The organism is Myxococcales bacterium, assembly GCA_016717005.1.
Lineage (GTDB): Bacteria > Myxococcota_A > Polyangia > Haliangiales > Haliangiaceae > UBA2376.
On record JADJUF010000039.1, the window covers coordinates 678,675 to 695,473 of the forward strand.

General features: G+C 73.7%; 16 protein-coding genes. 11 read left to right on the forward strand and 5 right to left on the reverse strand.

Annotation, left to right across the window (positions count from 1 at the left end; all coding sequences use genetic code 11):
- Positions 1-96: 96 nt before the first annotated feature.
- From IPL61_33860 to IPL61_33890, 7 genes are all read left to right on the forward strand, one after another.
- Positions 97-369: a RebB family R body protein gene (locus IPL61_33860; protein ID MBK9036176.1), complete on the forward strand. Its 273-nt coding sequence runs from the start codon at positions 97-99 to the stop codon at positions 367-369.
- A gap of 53 nt (positions 370-422) precedes the next feature.
- Positions 423-704 carry a RebB family R body protein gene (locus tag IPL61_33865; GenBank protein ID MBK9036177.1) on the forward strand — a complete coding sequence of 94 codons (282 nt, stop codon included), beginning with the start codon at positions 423-425 and terminating at the stop codon, positions 702-704.
- Between the two features lie 62 nt (positions 705-766).
- Positions 767-997 (forward strand): RebB family R body protein, encoded by a 231-nt coding sequence (locus IPL61_33870; protein ID MBK9036178.1) that lies wholly within the window; start codon positions 767-769, stop codon positions 995-997.
- Positions 998-1,082: 85 nt separating this feature from the next.
- Positions 1,083-1,523: a hypothetical protein gene (locus IPL61_33875; GenBank protein MBK9036179.1), complete on the forward strand. Its 441-nt coding sequence runs from the start codon at positions 1,083-1,085 to the stop codon at positions 1,521-1,523.
- An 8-nt stretch (positions 1,524-1,531) separates the two neighbouring features.
- Complete coding sequence (locus tag IPL61_33880; GenBank protein MBK9036180.1) at positions 1,532-2,140, forward strand: NUDIX hydrolase; 609 nt, start codon at positions 1,532-1,534, stop codon at positions 2,138-2,140.
- The gene (locus IPL61_33885; GenBank protein ID MBK9036181.1) at positions 2,137-2,568 is read left to right on the forward strand and encodes a hypothetical protein; all 432 of its coding nucleotides are present in this window, start codon (positions 2,137-2,139) and stop codon (positions 2,566-2,568) included. Before IPL61_33880 ends, IPL61_33885 begins: the two co-directional genes overlap by 4 nt.
- A 147-nt stretch (positions 2,569-2,715) precedes the next feature.
- Positions 2,716-4,941 (forward strand): hypothetical protein, encoded by a 2,226-nt coding sequence (locus tag IPL61_33890; protein MBK9036182.1) that lies wholly within the window; start codon positions 2,716-2,718, stop codon positions 4,939-4,941.
- 97 nt (positions 4,942-5,038) lie between these two features.
- Here the strand turns inward: IPL61_33890 and IPL61_33895 are convergent, their stop codons facing one another.
- On the reverse strand, positions 5,039-6,496 hold the full coding sequence (locus IPL61_33895) for a thiol-activated cytolysin family protein (GenBank protein MBK9036183.1): 1,458 nt from the start codon (positions 6,494-6,496) through the stop codon (positions 5,039-5,041).
- A 591-nt stretch (positions 6,497-7,087) separates the two neighbouring features.
- Between IPL61_33895 and IPL61_33900 the strand changes: the two genes are divergently transcribed.
- From IPL61_33900 to IPL61_33910, 3 genes are read left to right on the forward strand one after another with little or no spacing between them, the layout of a single operon-like run.
- A complete protein-coding gene (locus IPL61_33900; GenBank protein MBK9036184.1) occupies positions 7,088-7,480 on the forward strand; it encodes a hypothetical protein in 393 nt (130 codons plus the stop codon).
- A 10-nt stretch (positions 7,481-7,490) separates the two neighbouring features.
- Positions 7,491-10,238: a HEAT repeat domain-containing protein gene (locus IPL61_33905; protein ID MBK9036185.1), complete on the forward strand. Its 2,748-nt coding sequence runs from the start codon at positions 7,491-7,493 to the stop codon at positions 10,236-10,238.
- 39 nt (positions 10,239-10,277) lie between these two features.
- Positions 10,278-10,790, forward strand: a complete 513-nt coding sequence (locus IPL61_33910) for an SMI1/KNR4 family protein (GenBank protein MBK9036186.1) — start codon at positions 10,278-10,280, stop codon at positions 10,788-10,790.
- A 4-nt stretch (positions 10,791-10,794) separates the two neighbouring features.
- Here IPL61_33910 and IPL61_33915 read toward each other — a convergent pair whose 3' ends face one another.
- From IPL61_33915 to IPL61_33925, 3 genes are all read right to left on the reverse strand, one after another.
- Complete coding sequence (locus IPL61_33915) at positions 10,795-11,661, reverse strand: SDR family NAD(P)-dependent oxidoreductase (GenBank protein MBK9036187.1); 867 nt, start codon at positions 11,659-11,661, stop codon at positions 10,795-10,797.
- Positions 11,662-11,729: 68 nt separating this feature from the next.
- On the reverse strand, positions 11,730-14,450 hold the full coding sequence (locus IPL61_33920; protein MBK9036188.1) for a hypothetical protein: 2,721 nt from the start codon (positions 14,448-14,450) through the stop codon (positions 11,730-11,732).
- Between the two features lie 89 nt (positions 14,451-14,539).
- On the reverse strand, positions 14,540-14,995 hold the full coding sequence (locus tag IPL61_33925; GenBank protein ID MBK9036189.1) for a biopolymer transporter ExbD: 456 nt from the start codon (positions 14,993-14,995) through the stop codon (positions 14,540-14,542).
- A gap of 189 nt (positions 14,996-15,184) precedes the next feature.
- On the opposite strand from IPL61_33925, the gene IPL61_33930 reads away from it, so the two are divergent.
- On the forward strand, positions 15,185-15,952 hold the full coding sequence (locus IPL61_33930) for an enoyl-CoA hydratase/isomerase family protein (GenBank protein MBK9036190.1): 768 nt from the start codon (positions 15,185-15,187) through the stop codon (positions 15,950-15,952).
- Positions 15,953-16,018: 66 nt separating this feature from the next.
- Here IPL61_33930 and IPL61_33935 read toward each other — a convergent pair whose 3' ends face one another.
- Positions 16,019-16,543 carry a hypothetical protein gene (locus tag IPL61_33935; GenBank protein ID MBK9036191.1) on the reverse strand — a complete coding sequence of 175 codons (525 nt, stop codon included), beginning with the start codon at positions 16,541-16,543 and terminating at the stop codon, positions 16,019-16,021.
- Positions 16,544-16,799: the final 256 nt, after the last annotated feature.

Sequence of the window (16,799 nt, forward strand, 5' to 3'; positions counted from 1 at the left end):
CATGGATCGATCGCGCGGCGATCAGCGACAACCACCTTGGGCGCGCGCCGCGCGCCGCCTCCACTGCGCTGACAACCTCCGAGAAAGGGAACTACCGTGGCCGACATCGTCAACCCCCAGATCACCGACGCCGTCACCCAGACCAACGTGAAGATCCTCGGCGACGCGCCGGGCATGGCCATGGGCGCGCTGTACCAGGCGACCGCCCAGGCGCTCGCGAACGCGGCCCACAACGCCACGACCGCGCAGCAGAACGCCAACACGATCCTGCAGGCGACGACCACCCAGGGCGTCGCGCTGCTCTACGGCGTCGACACGGCGTCGACGTCGGTCGGCATCGCCGAGATCCTCGCCGCCGGCAAGAAGTGAGCGTCCGCTCGTCCTGAACCGCCCGCTCGTCCCAACCCGCGACAGGAGCCGTCATGGCCGACATTGTGAACTCGCAGATCACCGACGCCGTCACCCAGACCAACGTGCAGATCCTGGGCAGCGCGCCCGGCAGCGCGATGGGCAACCTGTTGCAGGCCACCGCGAACGCGCTCGGCAACGCCGCGCACAACGCGACCGCCGCAGGCCAGAACGCCAACACCGTCCTGCAGGCGGTCACCACCCAGGGCGTCGCGCTGATGTATGGCGTCGACACCGCGGCCGAGTCGGTCGGGATCGCCGAGATCCTCCGCGCGACCAAGCCGCCGTACCCGTGACCGGCGCGCGCGCCCCGACCGCTCGTTGATCCGCCGCTCGTTCTGCCGCCAGGAGCACGCCGATGGCCGACGCTGTCAACCCCCAGATCACCGACGCGATCACCCAGACGGTGACCGCCACTGTCGGCCAGTCGGCCTCGGTCGCGCTCGGCATGTTCTTCCAGGCCGAGGCGCAGGCGTTCGCGCAGGGGATGCAGAACGCCGTGACCTCGCAGCACAACATCAACCAGATCGGCGAGGCCATCACCGCGGTCGCGACCGCGAAGATCATGGCGCTCCTGTCGAAGCCGTGATCGCCGGCGTCGCCCCGGCCGCCGTCCCGCCCGGACGACCGGCCCGAGGCGGCGCGCCCCACCTCGATGCCCGCAGGAGCCCGCGATGCCCGTGTCCACCAACCTCCCGGTCAAGGCGGCGCCCGCGCCGACCGCCGCCGCCCCGTCGAAGACGACCGGCGTCTTCCTCGGGCCCGGCCTCGCCTACGAGGCGGTGTCGCAGGCGTCGGCGATGGTCGTCCAGGACGCGGCCTCGTTGATGCGGCAGCTCGGGACGCTGACCACCGCCGCGCTCGCGGTGATCACCGAGAAGATCGTCCAGACCGAGGGCGCCGACCCGAACTGGGTCAAGGCGTTCACGACCGTCACCACCAACCTGACCACCGCCAGCCAGGCCTTCGTCCAGGTCGGCAACGCGGCGGCCCAGGTGATGGGCTACTTCCAGCCCGGCGCGACCGTGCCGCCGCCCCCGCCCCCGCCGACCGACGCGACCCCCGCGGCTGGCGGCGCGCCGCCCGCGCCCGGCGGGACCGGCGGCGGCGCGTAGGAGGATCCATGCACGCCTACGCCGCCGTCGTCCGCCGCAGCCCCGGCTCGCCCGCCGAGGTGCTGCTGGGCCAGAAGAACATCTACCTGCCGCCCCACGGCCGCTACCAGTTCGTCACGATCGGCCGCAGCGCGGTGCAGTACGTCCTGCCCGGCGGCCTGGTGCGCAGCGGCGAGCAGCCGATCGACGCCGCGGTGCGCGAGCTCGGCGACCTGGGCGTGAAGCTCGACCCGAGCGCGCTGTCCCCCCTGTGCGCCGACAGCGTCGACACGTTCTTCCAGGTCACCAACCCGACCGGCGTCGAGGCCGACGCGATCAACCTCGCCATCGGCGAGGGCCGCACCGGGTCGCTCGCGTACAACAACGTCCGCTGGTTCCAGCTCGACGCCGCGCTGTGCGCGCTCGGCAACAAGACCGAGAACCACCAGCTGCCCTGGGTCAGCTCGCAGCTGGTCCGCTCGATCAACGCCGGGTTCGCGCGCGAGCACATCGGCCGCCGCGCCAACGAGGACCACGTGCGCTACGCGCGCGCGCTGGCCCAGCTGCTGCTGGACGTGCTCACCCCCCGGGCCACGCCGACGTCCCCGGTCGGCCCGTTCATGATGGGCCCGTCATGACCACCGGCCCCGACGACGAGGCGCCGCCGCCACGGTCGCCAGACTACTCGCTGCCGTCGATCGTCGTGCCCGAGCTCACGCCACCGGCCATCACGATCCCGACGGTGCCGGTCCCCGAGTACCAGCTCCCGACGACCACGCCCCCGACGATCACGCCCCCGACGATCACGCCCCCGACGACCACCCCGCCCCCGACGATCACGCCCCCGACGATCACGCCCCCGACGATCACGCCCCCGACGATCACCCCGTCGTCGACGACGCCCCCGACGACGACCACGCCCCTGCCGACGCCCGAGGCCCTCAAGGCCGCGGCCCGCGCGACCGGCGCGCGGATCCACGCCACCGAGCAGCTGATCGCGCGCCGGCTGGCCGCGATCGAGCGCCGCATCGCCGCGGGCACGCCGACGCCACGGTCATCCAGATGACCATGGCGTGACCGCGCCGGGATCGGTCAGATGTGAACCGCGGATCTTCCGCATCGAGCCCCCATGCCCTCGCGCAAGACGCTCGCCCTCTTGCAGGTCCTGATGAGCCGGGACGCGGCCGCCCGCGCGCCCGCTGGAGGAGCCCCCGTGGCCACGACCATCACGCTCACGACCAAGAATCCGCAGGCCGTCCAGGGCGGCTACACCGGCACGTTCACGTTCACCCTCACCGCCGACGGCGCCCAGCCGGCGACGATCCCCATCACGATCACGCAGCCGCAGCCGTCGCTCGACGCGCTCGACCACGCCGCCTGGCAGGGTGTCGCCGGCGTCGCCGGCGCCTGGGCCCAGCGCGCGTCGAACGACGGTCAGGCCGGAGGTTCCATGGACAACATCGATCACGTCGTCGTGCTGATGCTCGAGAACCGGGGCTTCGATCACGTCCTCGGGTGGCTGTACGAGGACGACGCCCCGGCGGTCAACATCCCGCCGCTCGGGCCCAACCAGCCGGCGTACGTCGGCCTGGCCGGCGCCGATCTCGACGCGCTCGCCAACAAGATGTACGACGTCCAGGACGAGGGCGAGGTGCTGGTGACCACGGGCATCTACCCGCCGGTCCGCGGCGCCCGGACGCCGAGCTCGCCGCTGCACAACCCGCACGAGAGCTACAAGAACATCCTCGCCGATCTGTTCACGCAGCCCTACGAGCAGATCATCGACTTCAGCCCGGCCAAGATCGATCAGCAGGGCTACGTGCTCGACTACTCGACGCACTTCCACAACTACGGCAGCGCCGAGCAGATCTCGGAGATCATGGACACGTACGCCCCGGAGCAGCTGCCGGTGCTCAACGGGCTGGCCAAGCACTACGGGGTGTCCGACCAGTGGTTCTGCTCGGTCCCGAGTCAGACCAACACCAACCGCGCGTTCCTCCTGGCCGGCACCGCGCGCGGCATGGTCAAGAACGGCTTCTATCCGCGCCGCACCGCCGGCAGCAAGGCGCTCGGCGGCAAGCTCGCGTCGGATCAGCTCCCGGCCGACACCCGCACCATCTTCGACGTGCTCGAGGAGAACGGCAAGGGCGACAGCTGGATGCTGTTCTGGCAGGCCAACTGGCCGCCGACCGCCTACGGCGAGAACCAGTACGTCCGGATCATGTTCCCGAAGCTGCTCGACGATCGCTACGACGCGCGCTTCGCCAAGCTCGACAACTTCTACGACCGGTGCGCGCTCGGCACGCTGCCGGCGATCAGCATCCTCGAGCCCGAGTGGGGCGGCGGCGAACAGCTCACGAGCAAGCCGCTCAAGGGCGAGCCCCAGAGCAACGGCAACGACTACCACCCGGTCAGCGACACGACCAAGGGCGAGGACTTCGTCCTCAAGGTCTACAACGCGCTCGCCACCGGCCCCAAATGGGGCAAGACCCTGCTGCTGATCACGTTCGACGAGAACGGCGGCACCTACGATCACGTGCCCCCGCCGGCCGCGATCGCGTCGTCGCAGGACAAGGCGCCGAGCAACTACCAGAACAACGACCTCGACCCGCAGACCCAGACCCAGTTCGGCTTCCGCTTCAACTACTACGGGGTGCGGGTGCCGGCGATCGCCGTGTCACCGTGGATCGCCAAGAGCACCGTGTTCCGCTCCGGCACCGCGACACCGTTCGATCACACCTCGGTGATCGCGACCATCCTGAAGTGGCAGAAGATCGACCCGAGCAAGTGGAACCTGGGCCAGCGCACCGCGGCGGCCCCGACCTTCGACACCGTCATCGGCGGGCAGCAGCGCGATCCCACCGACGCCCAGGTCGGCATCAAGTTCGGCGCGCCGCCGCGCCGCGCGCCCAACGCCACCGCGCTGACCTACGGCGCCACGTTCAAGCTGAAGTACATCGGCAACAAGTGGCCCTACCAGGGGCCCGGGGTCGAGCCGCCCGATCCGCCGCCGGGCGATCTCTACGTCGGCCCCGCCACCCAGGCGAACCGGCTCGCCAACTGGTTCCCGTCGCTGGCCGCCGAGGGCGCGATCAAGCTGCAGCTGACCTCCGCCACCAAGACCAACGGCGCGCCGGTCGGCAACAACGACATCGTCCAGCTCGTCACCACCGAGGCCTCGGTCGGCACGTACAACACGCTCGGCGCGTGGTCGGGCAATCACTTCCTCTACTACTACACCGTCGGCCACAGCGGCCAGGACTGGGAGCTGCGGCTGCCGTCGTACCGCGTCGCCGGCGCGCCGATCTACCTCGAGGACGAGGTCATCTTCCTGTCGCGCGCGTTCCCGTACCAGCGCCTCACCGCCGACCTGGTCCAGCCCGACTACCTCACGACCCGCTTCGGCGAGTGGGCCTACTGGAAGCTGGTCCCGCTGTGACGTCATGACGCCGACGTGGCGCGCCGCGCGGGGCGTCGGCGACGAGCGCCCGTCGGCTCCAGCACGAACGCGGCGCACGCCACGAGCCCGCGCCAGCTCAGATGGGCTGCAGCCCGAACGTGACCACGACCCGGGCGCTGTCGCCGGTGAGGATCGCGGTGACGTCGCGGCGCCAGCCGGCCTCGAACGCGGCCCGCACGGTCTCGCGGCCCATCGAGTCGTTGGCGCCGATCGGATCGTAGTCCCAGAGGTCGAGGTCGAACGAGATCGCGTTGCCGCCCTGGGGCTTGACGTTGAGGATGGCCTCGCTCACGAACGTGCCCTGGGGCCAGGTCTGGCCCTCGCCGATCGTCACGTAGTTGCTGGTGCCCTTGTCGAACAGCATCGCGGTCGACTCGCCGGTGGCGCTGATGCGGCCGTAGAGCTCGAGGTCGTTGCCGGCGTCGCCGCCGTCGCTCTCGACGCGGATGCTCTTGAGCGTGACCTTGACCTTCTGGCTGACGCGCTCGCAGTTCTTGACCTCGTAGTCGGTCGTGAGCGAGATGCGCCCGGGCGAGTTGTCGCGCAGGTAGTTGAGCTTGTAGGCGATCGGCGCGCCGGGCGAGTCCTTGGAGTAGTTGCCGCCGGCCTTGACGAAGTCGATCAGCGCCTCGTAGCTGTCGATCGTCCGCGCCGCCTCGCCGCCCGAGCCGCCCAGGATGAACGCGGTGATCTTTGACTTCGAGATGATGTCCTTGTACGTGACCGAGACGTCGCCCGACACGTCGACGCCGCCCGAGTACGCGAAGTCGAGCGCGGCCTCCATCTCCTCGCCCGAGTACTCGGACTCGAACGTGAAGACGACCATGCGCCCGTAGGTGATGCTCGCGACGTAGAGCGGCGGGTTGTCCTCGCTCAGGCGGTCCTCGACGTCGCCGAGCTGGACCGAGTCGGCGAAGAACGCGCTGGGCCGCGGCGGCGCGTCGAGATCGACCGTGTAGTAGGCCTGGGTGTACTTGACCAGGTAGCGGCTCCGGGTCTGCTGCGAGCTCCAGTCGAACGACGCGCTGACCCGCCCGGCCGAGCCCAGCCACGACACCTCGGCGCCCAGCGCCAGGGCCAGCTGCTCGTCCGAGTGGACCTCCTCGATCTCGGAGTAGATGTTCGCGGGGGTCGCGCCGTCGAGCTCGCTGTCGAGGATCGTCGTCAGCGCGTCGCGGTAGCTCGACAGGCTGGGCGACTCGAGCACCGCGCTCTTGGTGCCGTTCAGGTTCTCGAGCCCGATCGAGATGGTCAGCGGCTTGCGCTCGAACCCGATCTGCGCGAACAGGCCCGAGTAGACCGACTCGCCGGCGACGATCGCCCCCGGCCACAGCGAGTCCGAGTTGGCGGCGTACGCGACGATGCGATCGAACTGCCGGGTCTCGGTCAGGTTCTGGCGCACGCACTGGTAGTCGCCCTCGCGGGCGGGGCTGGTGGTGTCCCCCTCGACCACGCCCGGCGGGTCGGCCGGGAGGTACGGCAGGGTCCGGATGTAGTCGTCGATCGCGTTGGCTTGATCGAGCGAGTCGATCACCGGCGATTCTCCGGCACACGCGGCCACGGCCAGGGCAAACAACGGTGCGAGATGGACAAGGCGCATGGTCCGACCATCAAGCAATCCGTTTGCCAGGTGGTCTGGCCAGGAATTACGAGGTGTTGCTTGAAGTTGGCTAGTGGGGTCGCCAGTCCACTGGAAGATCGATCAGCCGCACTTGCCGGGGCCTGGTGTCTCCAGTCGCCCACGCGCGGTTGCAGTATATAGGTGGCGCACGATGCCCGAGCTGATCCTGCTGCACGGGTTCGCGCACCCGCCGAGCGCGTGGGCCCCGGTGGTCGCGACGCTGGCGCGACCGGCGCGCGCGCTGGCCGTGCCCGGCCACGACCCGCGCTGGCCGGTGGCCGCGGACTGGGACGCGACGCTGGCCGCGCTGGCGCAGCGGATCCCGCGCGCCGCGATCGTGGTCGGCTACTCGCTGGGCGCGCGGGTCGCGCTGGGCCTCCTGGCGCAGGACGCGATCGCCGGCGCGATCCTGATCAGCGCCAACCGGGGCTCGCGCGCGCCGAGGACCGGGCCGCGCGCCGCGCCGCCGATGACGCCTGGGCCGCGCGCCTGCGCGCCGGCGACATGGCCGCGTTCCTCGCCGCGTGGGAGGCGCAGCCGATCTTCGCCACCGCCGCCCGCGCCGACGCCGACGTCCGCGCCGCCCGCCGCGCGGCCCGGGCCGCGCTCGATCCGCGCGCGCTGGCCGACGCCCTCGACGTGCTCGGCCTCGGGGCGATGCCGGATCTGGCCGACGCGCTGGTGGCGCGGGCCGCGCGCGCGCGGCTGGTGGTCGGCGCCGACGACGGCACGTTCCGGCAGCGCGCGGTCGAGCTGGCGGCCCGCGCCCCGGCCCTGGGGCCGACCGTCGTCGACGGCAGCGGCCACGATCCGACGCTCGAGCGCCCCGCCGCGCTGGCCGCGATCATCGACGCGCTGGCGGGATCTCTCGCCACCGCGACCGCCGCCGGCGGGTGATACTGCCGGCATGGGGACAGCCACTGATGCGCGCGCGCTCCGCGGCGCGCTCGAAGCCGGCACGACCGCGCCCGACGAGGCGCTGCCCGCGATCGTCGAGCTCGCGCGCGGCGCGCCGACCCGCGGTCAACGCACCCACGCCTACGGGCTGCTCGGCGATCTGGCCGGGCGCGCGTTCGGCGCGCCGTGGGAGGTGGCCGAGCGCGCCGCGTTCGGCCTGCTCGAGCTGGCCCGCGTGGTCGACGCGCCCGACGAGCGCCGCGCGCTGATCGTCGCGATGGGCCGCGGCTTCCGCAACGCCTGGCTCCTGCCGTACGTGCACCGGCGCCTGTCCGACGCCGATCCCGACACCGTCGTCGCCGCCGCCAGCGCCGCCGGCGGCCTCGGCTTCGCGGCGCTCGAGGAGGCGGTCGCCGAGCTCCTGGTCGACGACGCCCCGGCGCCGCTGCGGCTCGCCGCGATCGCCGCGCTCGGCCGCATGGGCTCGACCGGCGCCGCCGCGCGGCTGGTGCCCCTGGTCCACGGCGATCCGCGCGAGGCCGGCGCCGCGCTGACCGCGCTGACCGAGATCCGCTCGCCGCTGGCGATCGCCGACGCCGCCGCGCTCCTGGCCGCCGAGCTCGAGCCCGAGGTGACGATCGCCGCGGTCCGCTACCTGGCCGAGCTCGGGTCGAACGAGGTGCTGCCGGTGCTGCGCCGGCTGGCGCGCGACGACGACGCCGAGCTGCGCACCGCCGCCAGCTTCGCGTCGCGCGCGTGGAAGGCCGAGCAGCAGAAGGACGCCGGCGAGCGGTTCCTGGTGCCGCTGACCGAGCGCGATCGCGCGGTGCGCGCGGCCCTGGCCCGCCGGCTGCGCACGCTGCCGGTGACCGACGTGCTCGAGCAGGCCGACGTGCTGATCAGCGACGACGCCGAGGGCGTGGTCCAGGTGCTGGCCGAGCTGCGCGAGCCCGAGGTCACGAAGTACCTGCTGGCGCTGGTCGGCACGAGCGCGCTGTCCGAGGTCGTGCGCGCGCGCGCGGCCCTGGCGATCGAGGCCAACCAGCCGTGGGAGCGCGAGGCCCTGACCGCGCTCATCACCGACGCGACCCAGCCCGAGGCCGTGCGCGTGGCCGCGGCCCAGACGATGGGCGCGTTCGCCGACCTGGCCGAGCTGTTCACGCGCATCGGCGCGCTGGCGACCGCGCCGGCGCCGGCCCTGCGCGGCGCGTTCCTGTGGGCGCTGCAGCTCGCGGCCCGCCCGGTCAAGCTGATCGGGCCCCAGCGCAAGCAGACCCTCGACGCGGTCAAGGCGCTCCTGGCCGACGCCGATCCGCTGGTGCGGCGGCGCGCGGCGTACGTCGCCGGCAACCTGGCGCTGACCGAGCTGACCGCGGCGCTGATCGCGACCGCGCGCGGCGACACCGACGACGATCAGCGGATCGCGGTGTTCGTCGCGCTCGGCGAGCTGCGCGCCGCCGACGCCTTCGCCGACACCCTCGACCTGGCGCGCAAGCTCGACGGCGCCGCCGGGCCCCGGGTGCTCGTGGCGGCGCTGCGGGCGCTGTCGTCGATCGTCGCGACCCACGCGTCGACGCCGCTCGACCTCGGGCCGCTGGCCGGGCGCGCGCAGAGCCTGCTCGGCCACGCCGACGCGCTCGTGCGCGAGGCCGCCGTGAGGATCGCCGGCCTGGCCCGCGGCGCGGTGCCGCCGCCGGCGGTCGCCAAGCTCGCCGGCGATCCGTCGGCCCGGGTCCGGGCCGAGGCGTTCACCGCGCTCGGCCGGCTGGGCGCCCGCGACGCCGAGCCGCTGCTGATCGCCGCGTTCCAGGACGCCGACCCGGCCATCCACGAGCGCGCGGCCCGGGCGCTGATCGACCTCGGCGGCCGGCGCGCCCTCGAGGAGGTCCTCGCCTACGTCGCCGGCGACGGCGACGACGCCGCCCGCGGCCATGTCGCCGCGCACCTGGCGATCGCGCCGGGCGAGGCGCCGCACTTCTTGCCCCGGCTCGACGCCGCGCTCGCCAAGCTCGGCCCCGACGATCCGGCCTACGAGCCGATCCTGGCGGCCAAGCTCGAGCTGCTCGAGGCCCGCGCCGGCGGCGCCGCCAACCCCGGCGACATCGACGCGGCCATCGTCGGCGCGTTCCCGTCGTTCGAGCACTTCATCAAGCTCAAGGGCTTCGACACGCTGGTGAAGAGCGTGCGCACCGCCGAGGCGCTGTACCGCTCGACCGGCAGCCTGGCCGACGCCGATCAGTCGCCGCCGATCGTGCTGTGGATGAAGGTGCTCGAGAACTACGTCCACGCCTGGCTCGGCGCGCGGCTGTCGACCGTGCAGCGCGAGCCGAGCGCGCTGTTCGACTACGTCGATCGGGTCGGCGCGGCCTGGGGCACCTACCAGCGCTACGTCGGCGAGCGCTGGAAGGATCAGGTCGAGCTCGGCACCGCCCGGGTCGAGGTGCCGGCCCGCTCGCTGCCCAACACGCTGCGCGACTTCCAGGACCACAAGCGCAAGCGCCTCGACTCGCCGCTGTCGGTGACCGAGTGGGCGCGGCTGATGGTGTTCTTCGCCGTCGACCACCCGTCGGGCATCAAGAACCTGTTCAAGCTGCCGGCCAAGGGCGGCGATCAGGTCATCCGCCTGGCCCACCGCCTGCACACGCTGGCCGCGGTCCGCAACCTGGTCACCCACCGCGCCGCCGCGTCGGGGGCCACGCTCGAGGCGTTCCGCAAGAGCTACTACCTGTCGTTCGAGGATCTGGCGCAGATGGCGTGAGCCGTTGCCGCCGGCGCTGGCCGGGCGCAGGCTCACGCCATGACCTTCGATCGCACGCTGCCGCCCACGCTGGCCGCGCTCGCCGCGCTGCCGTTCGACTACGCCGACGGCGACGGGATCGACTTCGAGCCGTACGACCAGTTCCTGTCAGCCGAGGACACGGGCGCGTGGATCCGCGCGTGGACCGGCAACGACGACCTCGACGGCGCCGCGTATCGGGTGTTCGGCCAGGACGGCAGCGGCGGCTACGCGGCGCTGTGGCTGACGCGCGCCGCGCAGCCGCTCGAGGCCCAGCCGGTCGTGATGTTCGGCTCCGAGGGCGAGCTCGGCGTGGTCGCGGGCTCGGTCCGCGACTTCGTCTGGCTGCTCGCCGCCGGCGTCGGTCCCTACGAGGCGACCAGCTACGGCGCCGAGGCCGCGCGCGCGGCCCAGCCGGCCCTGGCGGCGTTCGCGGCGACGCTCGGCGATCCGCGCGATCCGGCCGCGATCATCGCCGACGCCCGGGCCGAGTTCCCGACCTTCGAGGACGACCTGCGCGCGCTGTGTCGGTGAGCGCTCACGCGGCCGCGAGCTGCGCCTGGCACAGCGCCCACAGCCGCTCCTGCGCGTCGACGTCGTCGCGCCACTGGCACGGGATGGCGCGGCGGTCCTTGTAGAAGCCGGCGCTGGTGCCGGCGACCTCGGCGCCGCCGGCCAGCCACACCAGCGTGTCGGCGCCGCGGCGCGGGCTGCGCTGGGTCAAGAACGCCAGCCGGTTGAGCACGCCCCACAGCCCGCGCTGGCGGTGCGCGATGTTGGTGCGCACGCCGCCGGGGTGCGCGACGTTGATCGTCGCGCCCGACCCGTCGAGCCGCCGCGCCCACGCCCACGCCAGCATGCGGTTGGCCTGCTTGCTCTGGCGGTAGGCCTTGATGCCGCTCCAGCCCCGGCGCGTCCACGCCAGATCGTCGACGTCGAGATCGCCGGCCATCGTCGACGCGGTGTAGACGACGCGCCCGCGCGCCGCGACCACCGCGTCGCGCAGCCGGGTCGTCAGGATCTCGTACGCCAGCACGTTCGTGACCCAGCTCTCCTCGAGGCCGGCGGGCGTCAGCACCCGCGCGCCCGGGTAGCAGCCGGCGTTGTTGAGCAGCACGTCGAGGCGCGGCAAGCGCGCCGCCAGCCGGTCGGCCAGGGCGCGCACGTCATCGAGCCGGCCGAGATCGGCGTGCTCGGGCGTGAGCCGCTCGACCGCGGCGCCGCGCGCCGCCAGCGCCGCGATCGCGGCCTCGGCCTTGGCGCGCGTGCGCCCGACCACGGTGACCGCGGCGCCGAGCCGGGCCAGCTCGAGCGCGGCCTCGTGGCCGATGCCAGCGGTGGCGCCGGTGACGACGATCGCCTGACCGGAGAGATCGACGCCGAGCGGCGCGAGCGGGCGGGACATCGCCCGGGTGTACCGCGGTCGGCCCCGCCGCGCGATCGCCGCGAAGATCGGGCCGGCGCGGACGGACGCTACCCCTCGCCCGCGGTCGCCACGTGCGCCAGCGGCGCCAGGTTCGAGTCGCCCGGCGTGAACCGCGCCGGATCGCGCGCGACGATCGCCTCGGCCAGCGACCGGAAGCACGCCGTCTGCGACGGCAGCGGCGTGCCCTCGGTGTGGGCGAACGCGGTCATCGCCACGATCACCTCGGCCGGCCGCCCCAGCGCCGCGACCACCTCGGCGGGGTCGGCCCAGACCCGCGCCGGCGCCGCCGCGATCAGCCCGCGCGCCAGCGCCACCTGCGCCGGCGCGCCGTCGATCCTGGTCCAGTAGTCCGGCGCCTCGATCAGCGCGGCGTCGGCGTCGGTCGGCGTCACCTGCTGGTGCAGCCCGCTGGCCACGTCCGCGAGCGCGCGCGCGTGCCCGGCCTGCATCCCCGACGGCAGATCGTCGGCGTAGACGTACCGCTGCACCTTCAGGTAGTGGGCGTAGCCCTCGAGGCGCTCGAGCACCACGATCCAGTCGTCGCCGCCCGCGACCCGCGCGCCGATCAGCCGCAGCGCGTGGTACTCACGCGACGGACCAACCCCGGTGACGAACCGCGGCCACGCGTCGCCGGCCTGGGCCGCCCAGTAGTCGAGGCACGCCAGCACGTGCGCCGGCACCAGCTCGGCCGACAGCCCGATCTGCGCGTACAGCGCGCGGGCCCGCTGCTCGTCGAGGCCGGCCACCAGCCACCTGAAGACCTTGCGCGCCTGCGGCGTCGCCCAGGTCTGCAGGAACGACGCGGCGGCCGCGTCGCCGCCAGCCGCGAGCCGGCCCAGCTCGACGAACCCGACCTCCGGGTGCGCGCCGACCCAGGCGCCGAACAGGGCGGTGGCCTGCGCGTCGGGCGTGCCGGTGGCGCCGGGCTCGTCCCAGCCGCCCAGGTCCCAGACGAACTTGAAGCCAGCCGACGACGCCACCGCCAGCACCGTCGCGCGCACGAGCGGCGAGGTCGCCGCGATCACGCCGTCGGGCCGGGCCCGCGCCGCGATCAGCGCCAGCGCGCCGTCGCCGTAGCGCTCGACCAGCGCGCGGTTCTCCGCCGCGGCGCGCGGCCCGGCCGCCAGGTCGAGGCGCCCGAACACCGCCGCCGCCTCGTCGGCGGTCTCGAGCGACAACAGCGCCGCCCACGCGCGATCGTGATCCCACACCCAGCGCGCGCCGACGTAGCGCCCGTCGCCCCGCGCCAGCGACGTCGCGGTCGCCACGAGCGCCCGCGCCTCCGCCAGCGGCATCAGGCCGCGCGCGTCGACCTCGACCGCCGCCTCCTGCATCGCCGCCGGCAGGTAGCCCGCCGCGGTGTCGACGCGGTGCTCGGTCCACGGGTCGACGAACTCGCTCTCGCACAGCGCGTGCACGCGCCAGTCGAGGTTCGACGGCCCCGGCGCGAACCGCGCCGGATCGCGCGCCACCAGCGCAAGGACCAGCGAGCGGATCGCCGGCGCGTCGGACACCGCGACGTGCCACGGCTGCTCGCCGCCGTCGGGCCCGGGGCTCGACGGGTGCTCGTAGGCCTGGCTCGCCACCACGACCTCGCCGTCGGGCAGGCCCGCCGCCGCCAGCGCGTCGGCGACCGGCGGCCAGTACGCGTCCGGGTGCTCGGCCAGGTACGCGCGGATCGCGATGGTCCGCGCCGACCAGCTGCCGTACTCGGTGTTCCAGCCCGGGCGCAGGTCGTGGCGCGCGAACACCGACTCGTCGATGCGCAGCTCGCCGGCCGGGCCCTGCGCCACGGCGCCGCGGAACACCGGCGCGTCCTCCTCGTCGCACTCGAGCTCGAACGGTAGGTCGACGCGGTGATCGAACGCGAAGCCACCCTCGGCGTAGGGCCCGTACGCGTAGCGCGCGATCATGAACATGTCGGGGTCCGAGCCCTGCATGCGCTCGATCACCACCGCCCACCCGTCGCCGCTGGGGGCGCGCACGCCGATCAGCCGCTGGCCGAAGTACTCGAGCCGCCCGTCGACGCCGGCGTGGAACGTGGGCCACGAGCGCGCGCTGGCGTCCTCGAGCTCGGCCAGCACCGCCTCGGCGGTCAGCCCCGTGGCCAGGTCCAGCTCGGCCACCAGCTCGGGCGCGCCCGCCGCCGCCAGCCGCGCCCCGACGTCGCTCGGCGACCGCAGCGCCAGCGCCCGGAGCGCCGCCGCCGCCCGGGGCACGGTGCGCGCACGCCGCGCCAGCACCGGGTAGGCAACGTCGGGGTGCGTGCGGGTCCACGCCAGCACCTGGTCCAGCGCCGCCGCCGCGAGGGCCTCGTGATCGTCGGGCACCGGCGGCCGCTCGAACACCCACGCCACCATCGTGCCGCCATCGGCGATCACGCCGTCGACCTCGAGCAAGAGCTCGAGCGCCCCGGGATCGTCGAGCGCCATCACGCACGGCAGCACGCACCACGGGTGGTTGATGAGCACGCCGTGGCCGACCCGCGTGCGCAGCCACGCCAGCGCGCCCGCGCCGTAGCGCTCGACCAGCGCGATGTTGTCGCGCCCACGCGGCGGCATCTGCCACTCGAGCTGCGCCGCCGCGGCGGCCAGCTCGGCGCCGTCGGCCAGGCTCACCAGCGCGGCCCAGACCTGGTCGAGGTTGTCGCGGGTGACCGCGGGGTTCGCGGCCAGGATCGACCGGGCCTCGTCGAGCGGCACCAGCCCGCGGTCGTCGAGGCGGTCGGGCGTGCGGTCGTCGTCATCCAGGGCAGAGGTCAGCGACATGTCGGCTCCGGGTAGGTCTCCATCGTAGAGGCCGGCCGCCGCTGGATGTGACGTCGCCCGCGCGGAAAATCACCGCGCCGGTGACGCGCTCACTCGCCCGGTCCGGCTCCCTCGGGCCGCGTCGCGAGCGCCACGGTGACGCCGTTGTGATCGGGATCCGCCGCCAGGCCGCGGACCGTGTCCATGATCGCCACCGCCTCCCGCCACGGCACCGGATCGTCGAACGCGACGAACACCTGGGGCGGGCCGGCCGCGTCGGCCAGGCTGGCCCGGAGCGCCGCCGGCAGCGCGCCGGGCCCGACGTCCCTGGTGCGCTCGCCCTGGGCGATCGTCACCGACAGATCGGCCGCGACCCGCACCACGATCGGCGCCGCGGGCACGACCGCGTCGGCCGGCGCTGGCGGCGGGATCTCCAGCGGTGTGACCCGCAGCTGCACCGGCATCGTGACCAGGAAGATGATCAGCAGCACCAGCACCACGTCGATCAGCGGCGTGACGTTGATGTCGCTGCGCGATGAACCCTGACGACCGAGTGACATCCCCATGGTCCACCGCTATCACGCGGCCGCGCGCACGCGGTCCGGGCCTCGCTCACGGCCGCTGGCACGCCGCGACCGGATCGGCGCCGGCTGTCGCACCGCCGCACGTCCGCTGGCGCGCCGCGACCGGATCGACGCCCACGGTCGCACCACCGCAGCGAGCACGCGCGCGAACCCGGGGTACGCTGGCCGCGCATGCCCACCGCCACCGTGCTCACCACCATCGCCGCCGGCGTCGCCACGATCCAGATCGATCGGCCCGCCAAGAAGAACGCGCTCGACGCCGCCACCTACCGCGGCCTCACCGACGCGCTCGCCAACGCCGCCGCCGAGCCGACGGTGCGGGTCGCGATCCTCACCGGCACCCGCGAGGTGTTCACCGCGGGCAACGACCTCGGCGACTTCGCCCGGGTCCGGGCCGGCGGCGGCGATCTGTCCGCCAGCGACTTCCTGCGCGCGCTGATCGCGTTCCCCAAGCCGCTGGTGGCCGCGGTCAACGGCTGGGCGGTCGGCATCGGCACGACGCTGCTGCTCCACTGCGACTTCGCCTACGCCGCTCCGACCGCGCGCTTCCGCACGCCGTTCGTCGACCTCGGCGTCTGCCCCGAGGCCGGCTCGACCGTGCTGCTGCCGCGGATGATCGGGCCGCGCCGCGCCCACGAGCTGATCTACCTCGGCCGCGAGATCGACGGCACCACCGCCGCCGCCTGGGGCCTGGTCAGCGAGGTCGCCGACGATCCCCTGGCCCGCGCGCAGGCCGTCGCCGCCGAGCTGGCCGCCAAGGCGCCCGGCGCGATCCGCGCGACCAAGGCGCTCCTGGCCCGCGCCACCGCCGACGAGCTGGCCGCCGCGATGACCGCCGAGCTGGCCGAGTTCCGCGCCCGGCTCGTGTCCGACGAGGCCGCCGAGGCGGCGATGGCGCTCATGGCCCGCCGCCGCCCCGACTTCACGCGGTTCGCGTGACGATCGCCTCGTGGTCCACGTCGACGTCGACCGCGGCGACGCGGTCGGCGCCAACTTGGTGAGGGATCACGGGTAGACGATCTTGCGCGTCGGCGACGTGCGCGACTTGTTCGAGAAGTTGGTCGCGACGGTGTTCCAGCGGTAGGTCCAGGCCGTCAGCGAGAAGCCGGTCGGGCACGACGGCACCTGCGCCGCCCGCGACACCTCGGCGCCGACCCAGACGCCGTTGGACACGGACGAGCCCACCGAGCCGGCCTGGCTGTCGGTGATGGTCGGCTTGATGAACGTGCCGGTGGTGCACGCACCCGCGAGACAGCAGGTCCGCGTCACCACCGGGTACATGTCGACCCGCTTCACGCCGCCGTTCAGGTCGAGGCCCGAGCCGACCGCGATCACCGAGGCGTTCGCGCCCAGGTGGTAGGTGAAGTTGGCGTCCTGGCTGACCAGCTCCTCGTAGGTGTCGTCCCACCAGACCCCGTCGTAGGTGTCCGGTGCGGTCGGGTCGGAGGCCGGGACCGTGACCGTCGAGTAGGCGTCGCAGTCGGTCGAGCCCATGGTGAACAGGAGCAGGAGGGGGGATACGGCCAGCATGGCTTTGCGCATACCGACTGGAGGTGGGCTCGCGGGCAAAGTGACTGGCAACACGCGGCATCGACCGGCACTCGCGACAGGGCCCGCCAGGCCATTTAACCAACTGGAATTACTTGCCGAGGCGGCTTCGGGCGGGGCCTGTACACCCGGCTAGCCGACAAGCCAGGCCACGCCGCGCGCCGGCGCCTCCGACTTCACGCGTCAACCAAGGTGCGGAGATCAGAGGACCGCGCGACTGCGCCAGGGCGGCACGGTC

Excerpts from the sequence above, each read along its gene's own strand:
- IPL61_33885 (MBK9036181.1), top strand. The coding sequence starts at position 2,137 with ATGACCACCGGCCCCGACGACGAGGCGCCGCCGCCACGGTCGCCAGAC.
- IPL61_33930 (MBK9036190.1), top strand. The coding sequence starts at position 15,185 with ATGCCCACCGCCACCGTGCTCACCACCATCGCCGCCGGCGTCGCCACG.
- IPL61_33915 (MBK9036187.1), bottom strand. The coding sequence starts at position 11,661 with ATGTCCCGCCCGCTCGCGCCGCTCGGCGTCGATCTCTCCGGTCAGGCG.
- IPL61_33865 (MBK9036177.1), top strand. The coding sequence starts at position 423 with ATGGCCGACATTGTGAACTCGCAGATCACCGACGCCGTCACCCAGACC.
- IPL61_33910 (MBK9036186.1), top strand. The coding sequence starts at position 10,278 with ATGACCTTCGATCGCACGCTGCCGCCCACGCTGGCCGCGCTCGCCGCG.
- IPL61_33880 (MBK9036180.1), top strand. The coding sequence starts at position 1,532 with ATGCACGCCTACGCCGCCGTCGTCCGCCGCAGCCCCGGCTCGCCCGCC.
- IPL61_33925 (MBK9036189.1), bottom strand. The coding sequence starts at position 14,995 with ATGGGGATGTCACTCGGTCGTCAGGGTTCATCGCGCAGCGACATCAAC.
- IPL61_33935 (MBK9036191.1), bottom strand. The coding sequence starts at position 16,543 with ATGCTGGCCGTATCCCCCCTCCTGCTCCTGTTCACCATGGGCTCGACC.
- IPL61_33870 (MBK9036178.1), top strand. The coding sequence starts at position 767 with ATGGCCGACGCTGTCAACCCCCAGATCACCGACGCGATCACCCAGACG.
- IPL61_33875 (MBK9036179.1), top strand. The coding sequence starts at position 1,083 with ATGCCCGTGTCCACCAACCTCCCGGTCAAGGCGGCGCCCGCGCCGACC.
- IPL61_33905 (MBK9036185.1), top strand. The coding sequence starts at position 7,491 with ATGGGGACAGCCACTGATGCGCGCGCGCTCCGCGGCGCGCTCGAAGCC.
- IPL61_33900 (MBK9036184.1), top strand. The coding sequence starts at position 7,088 with ATGGCCGCGTTCCTCGCCGCGTGGGAGGCGCAGCCGATCTTCGCCACC.
- IPL61_33920 (MBK9036188.1), bottom strand. The coding sequence starts at position 14,450 with ATGTCGCTGACCTCTGCCCTGGATGACGACGACCGCACGCCCGACCGC.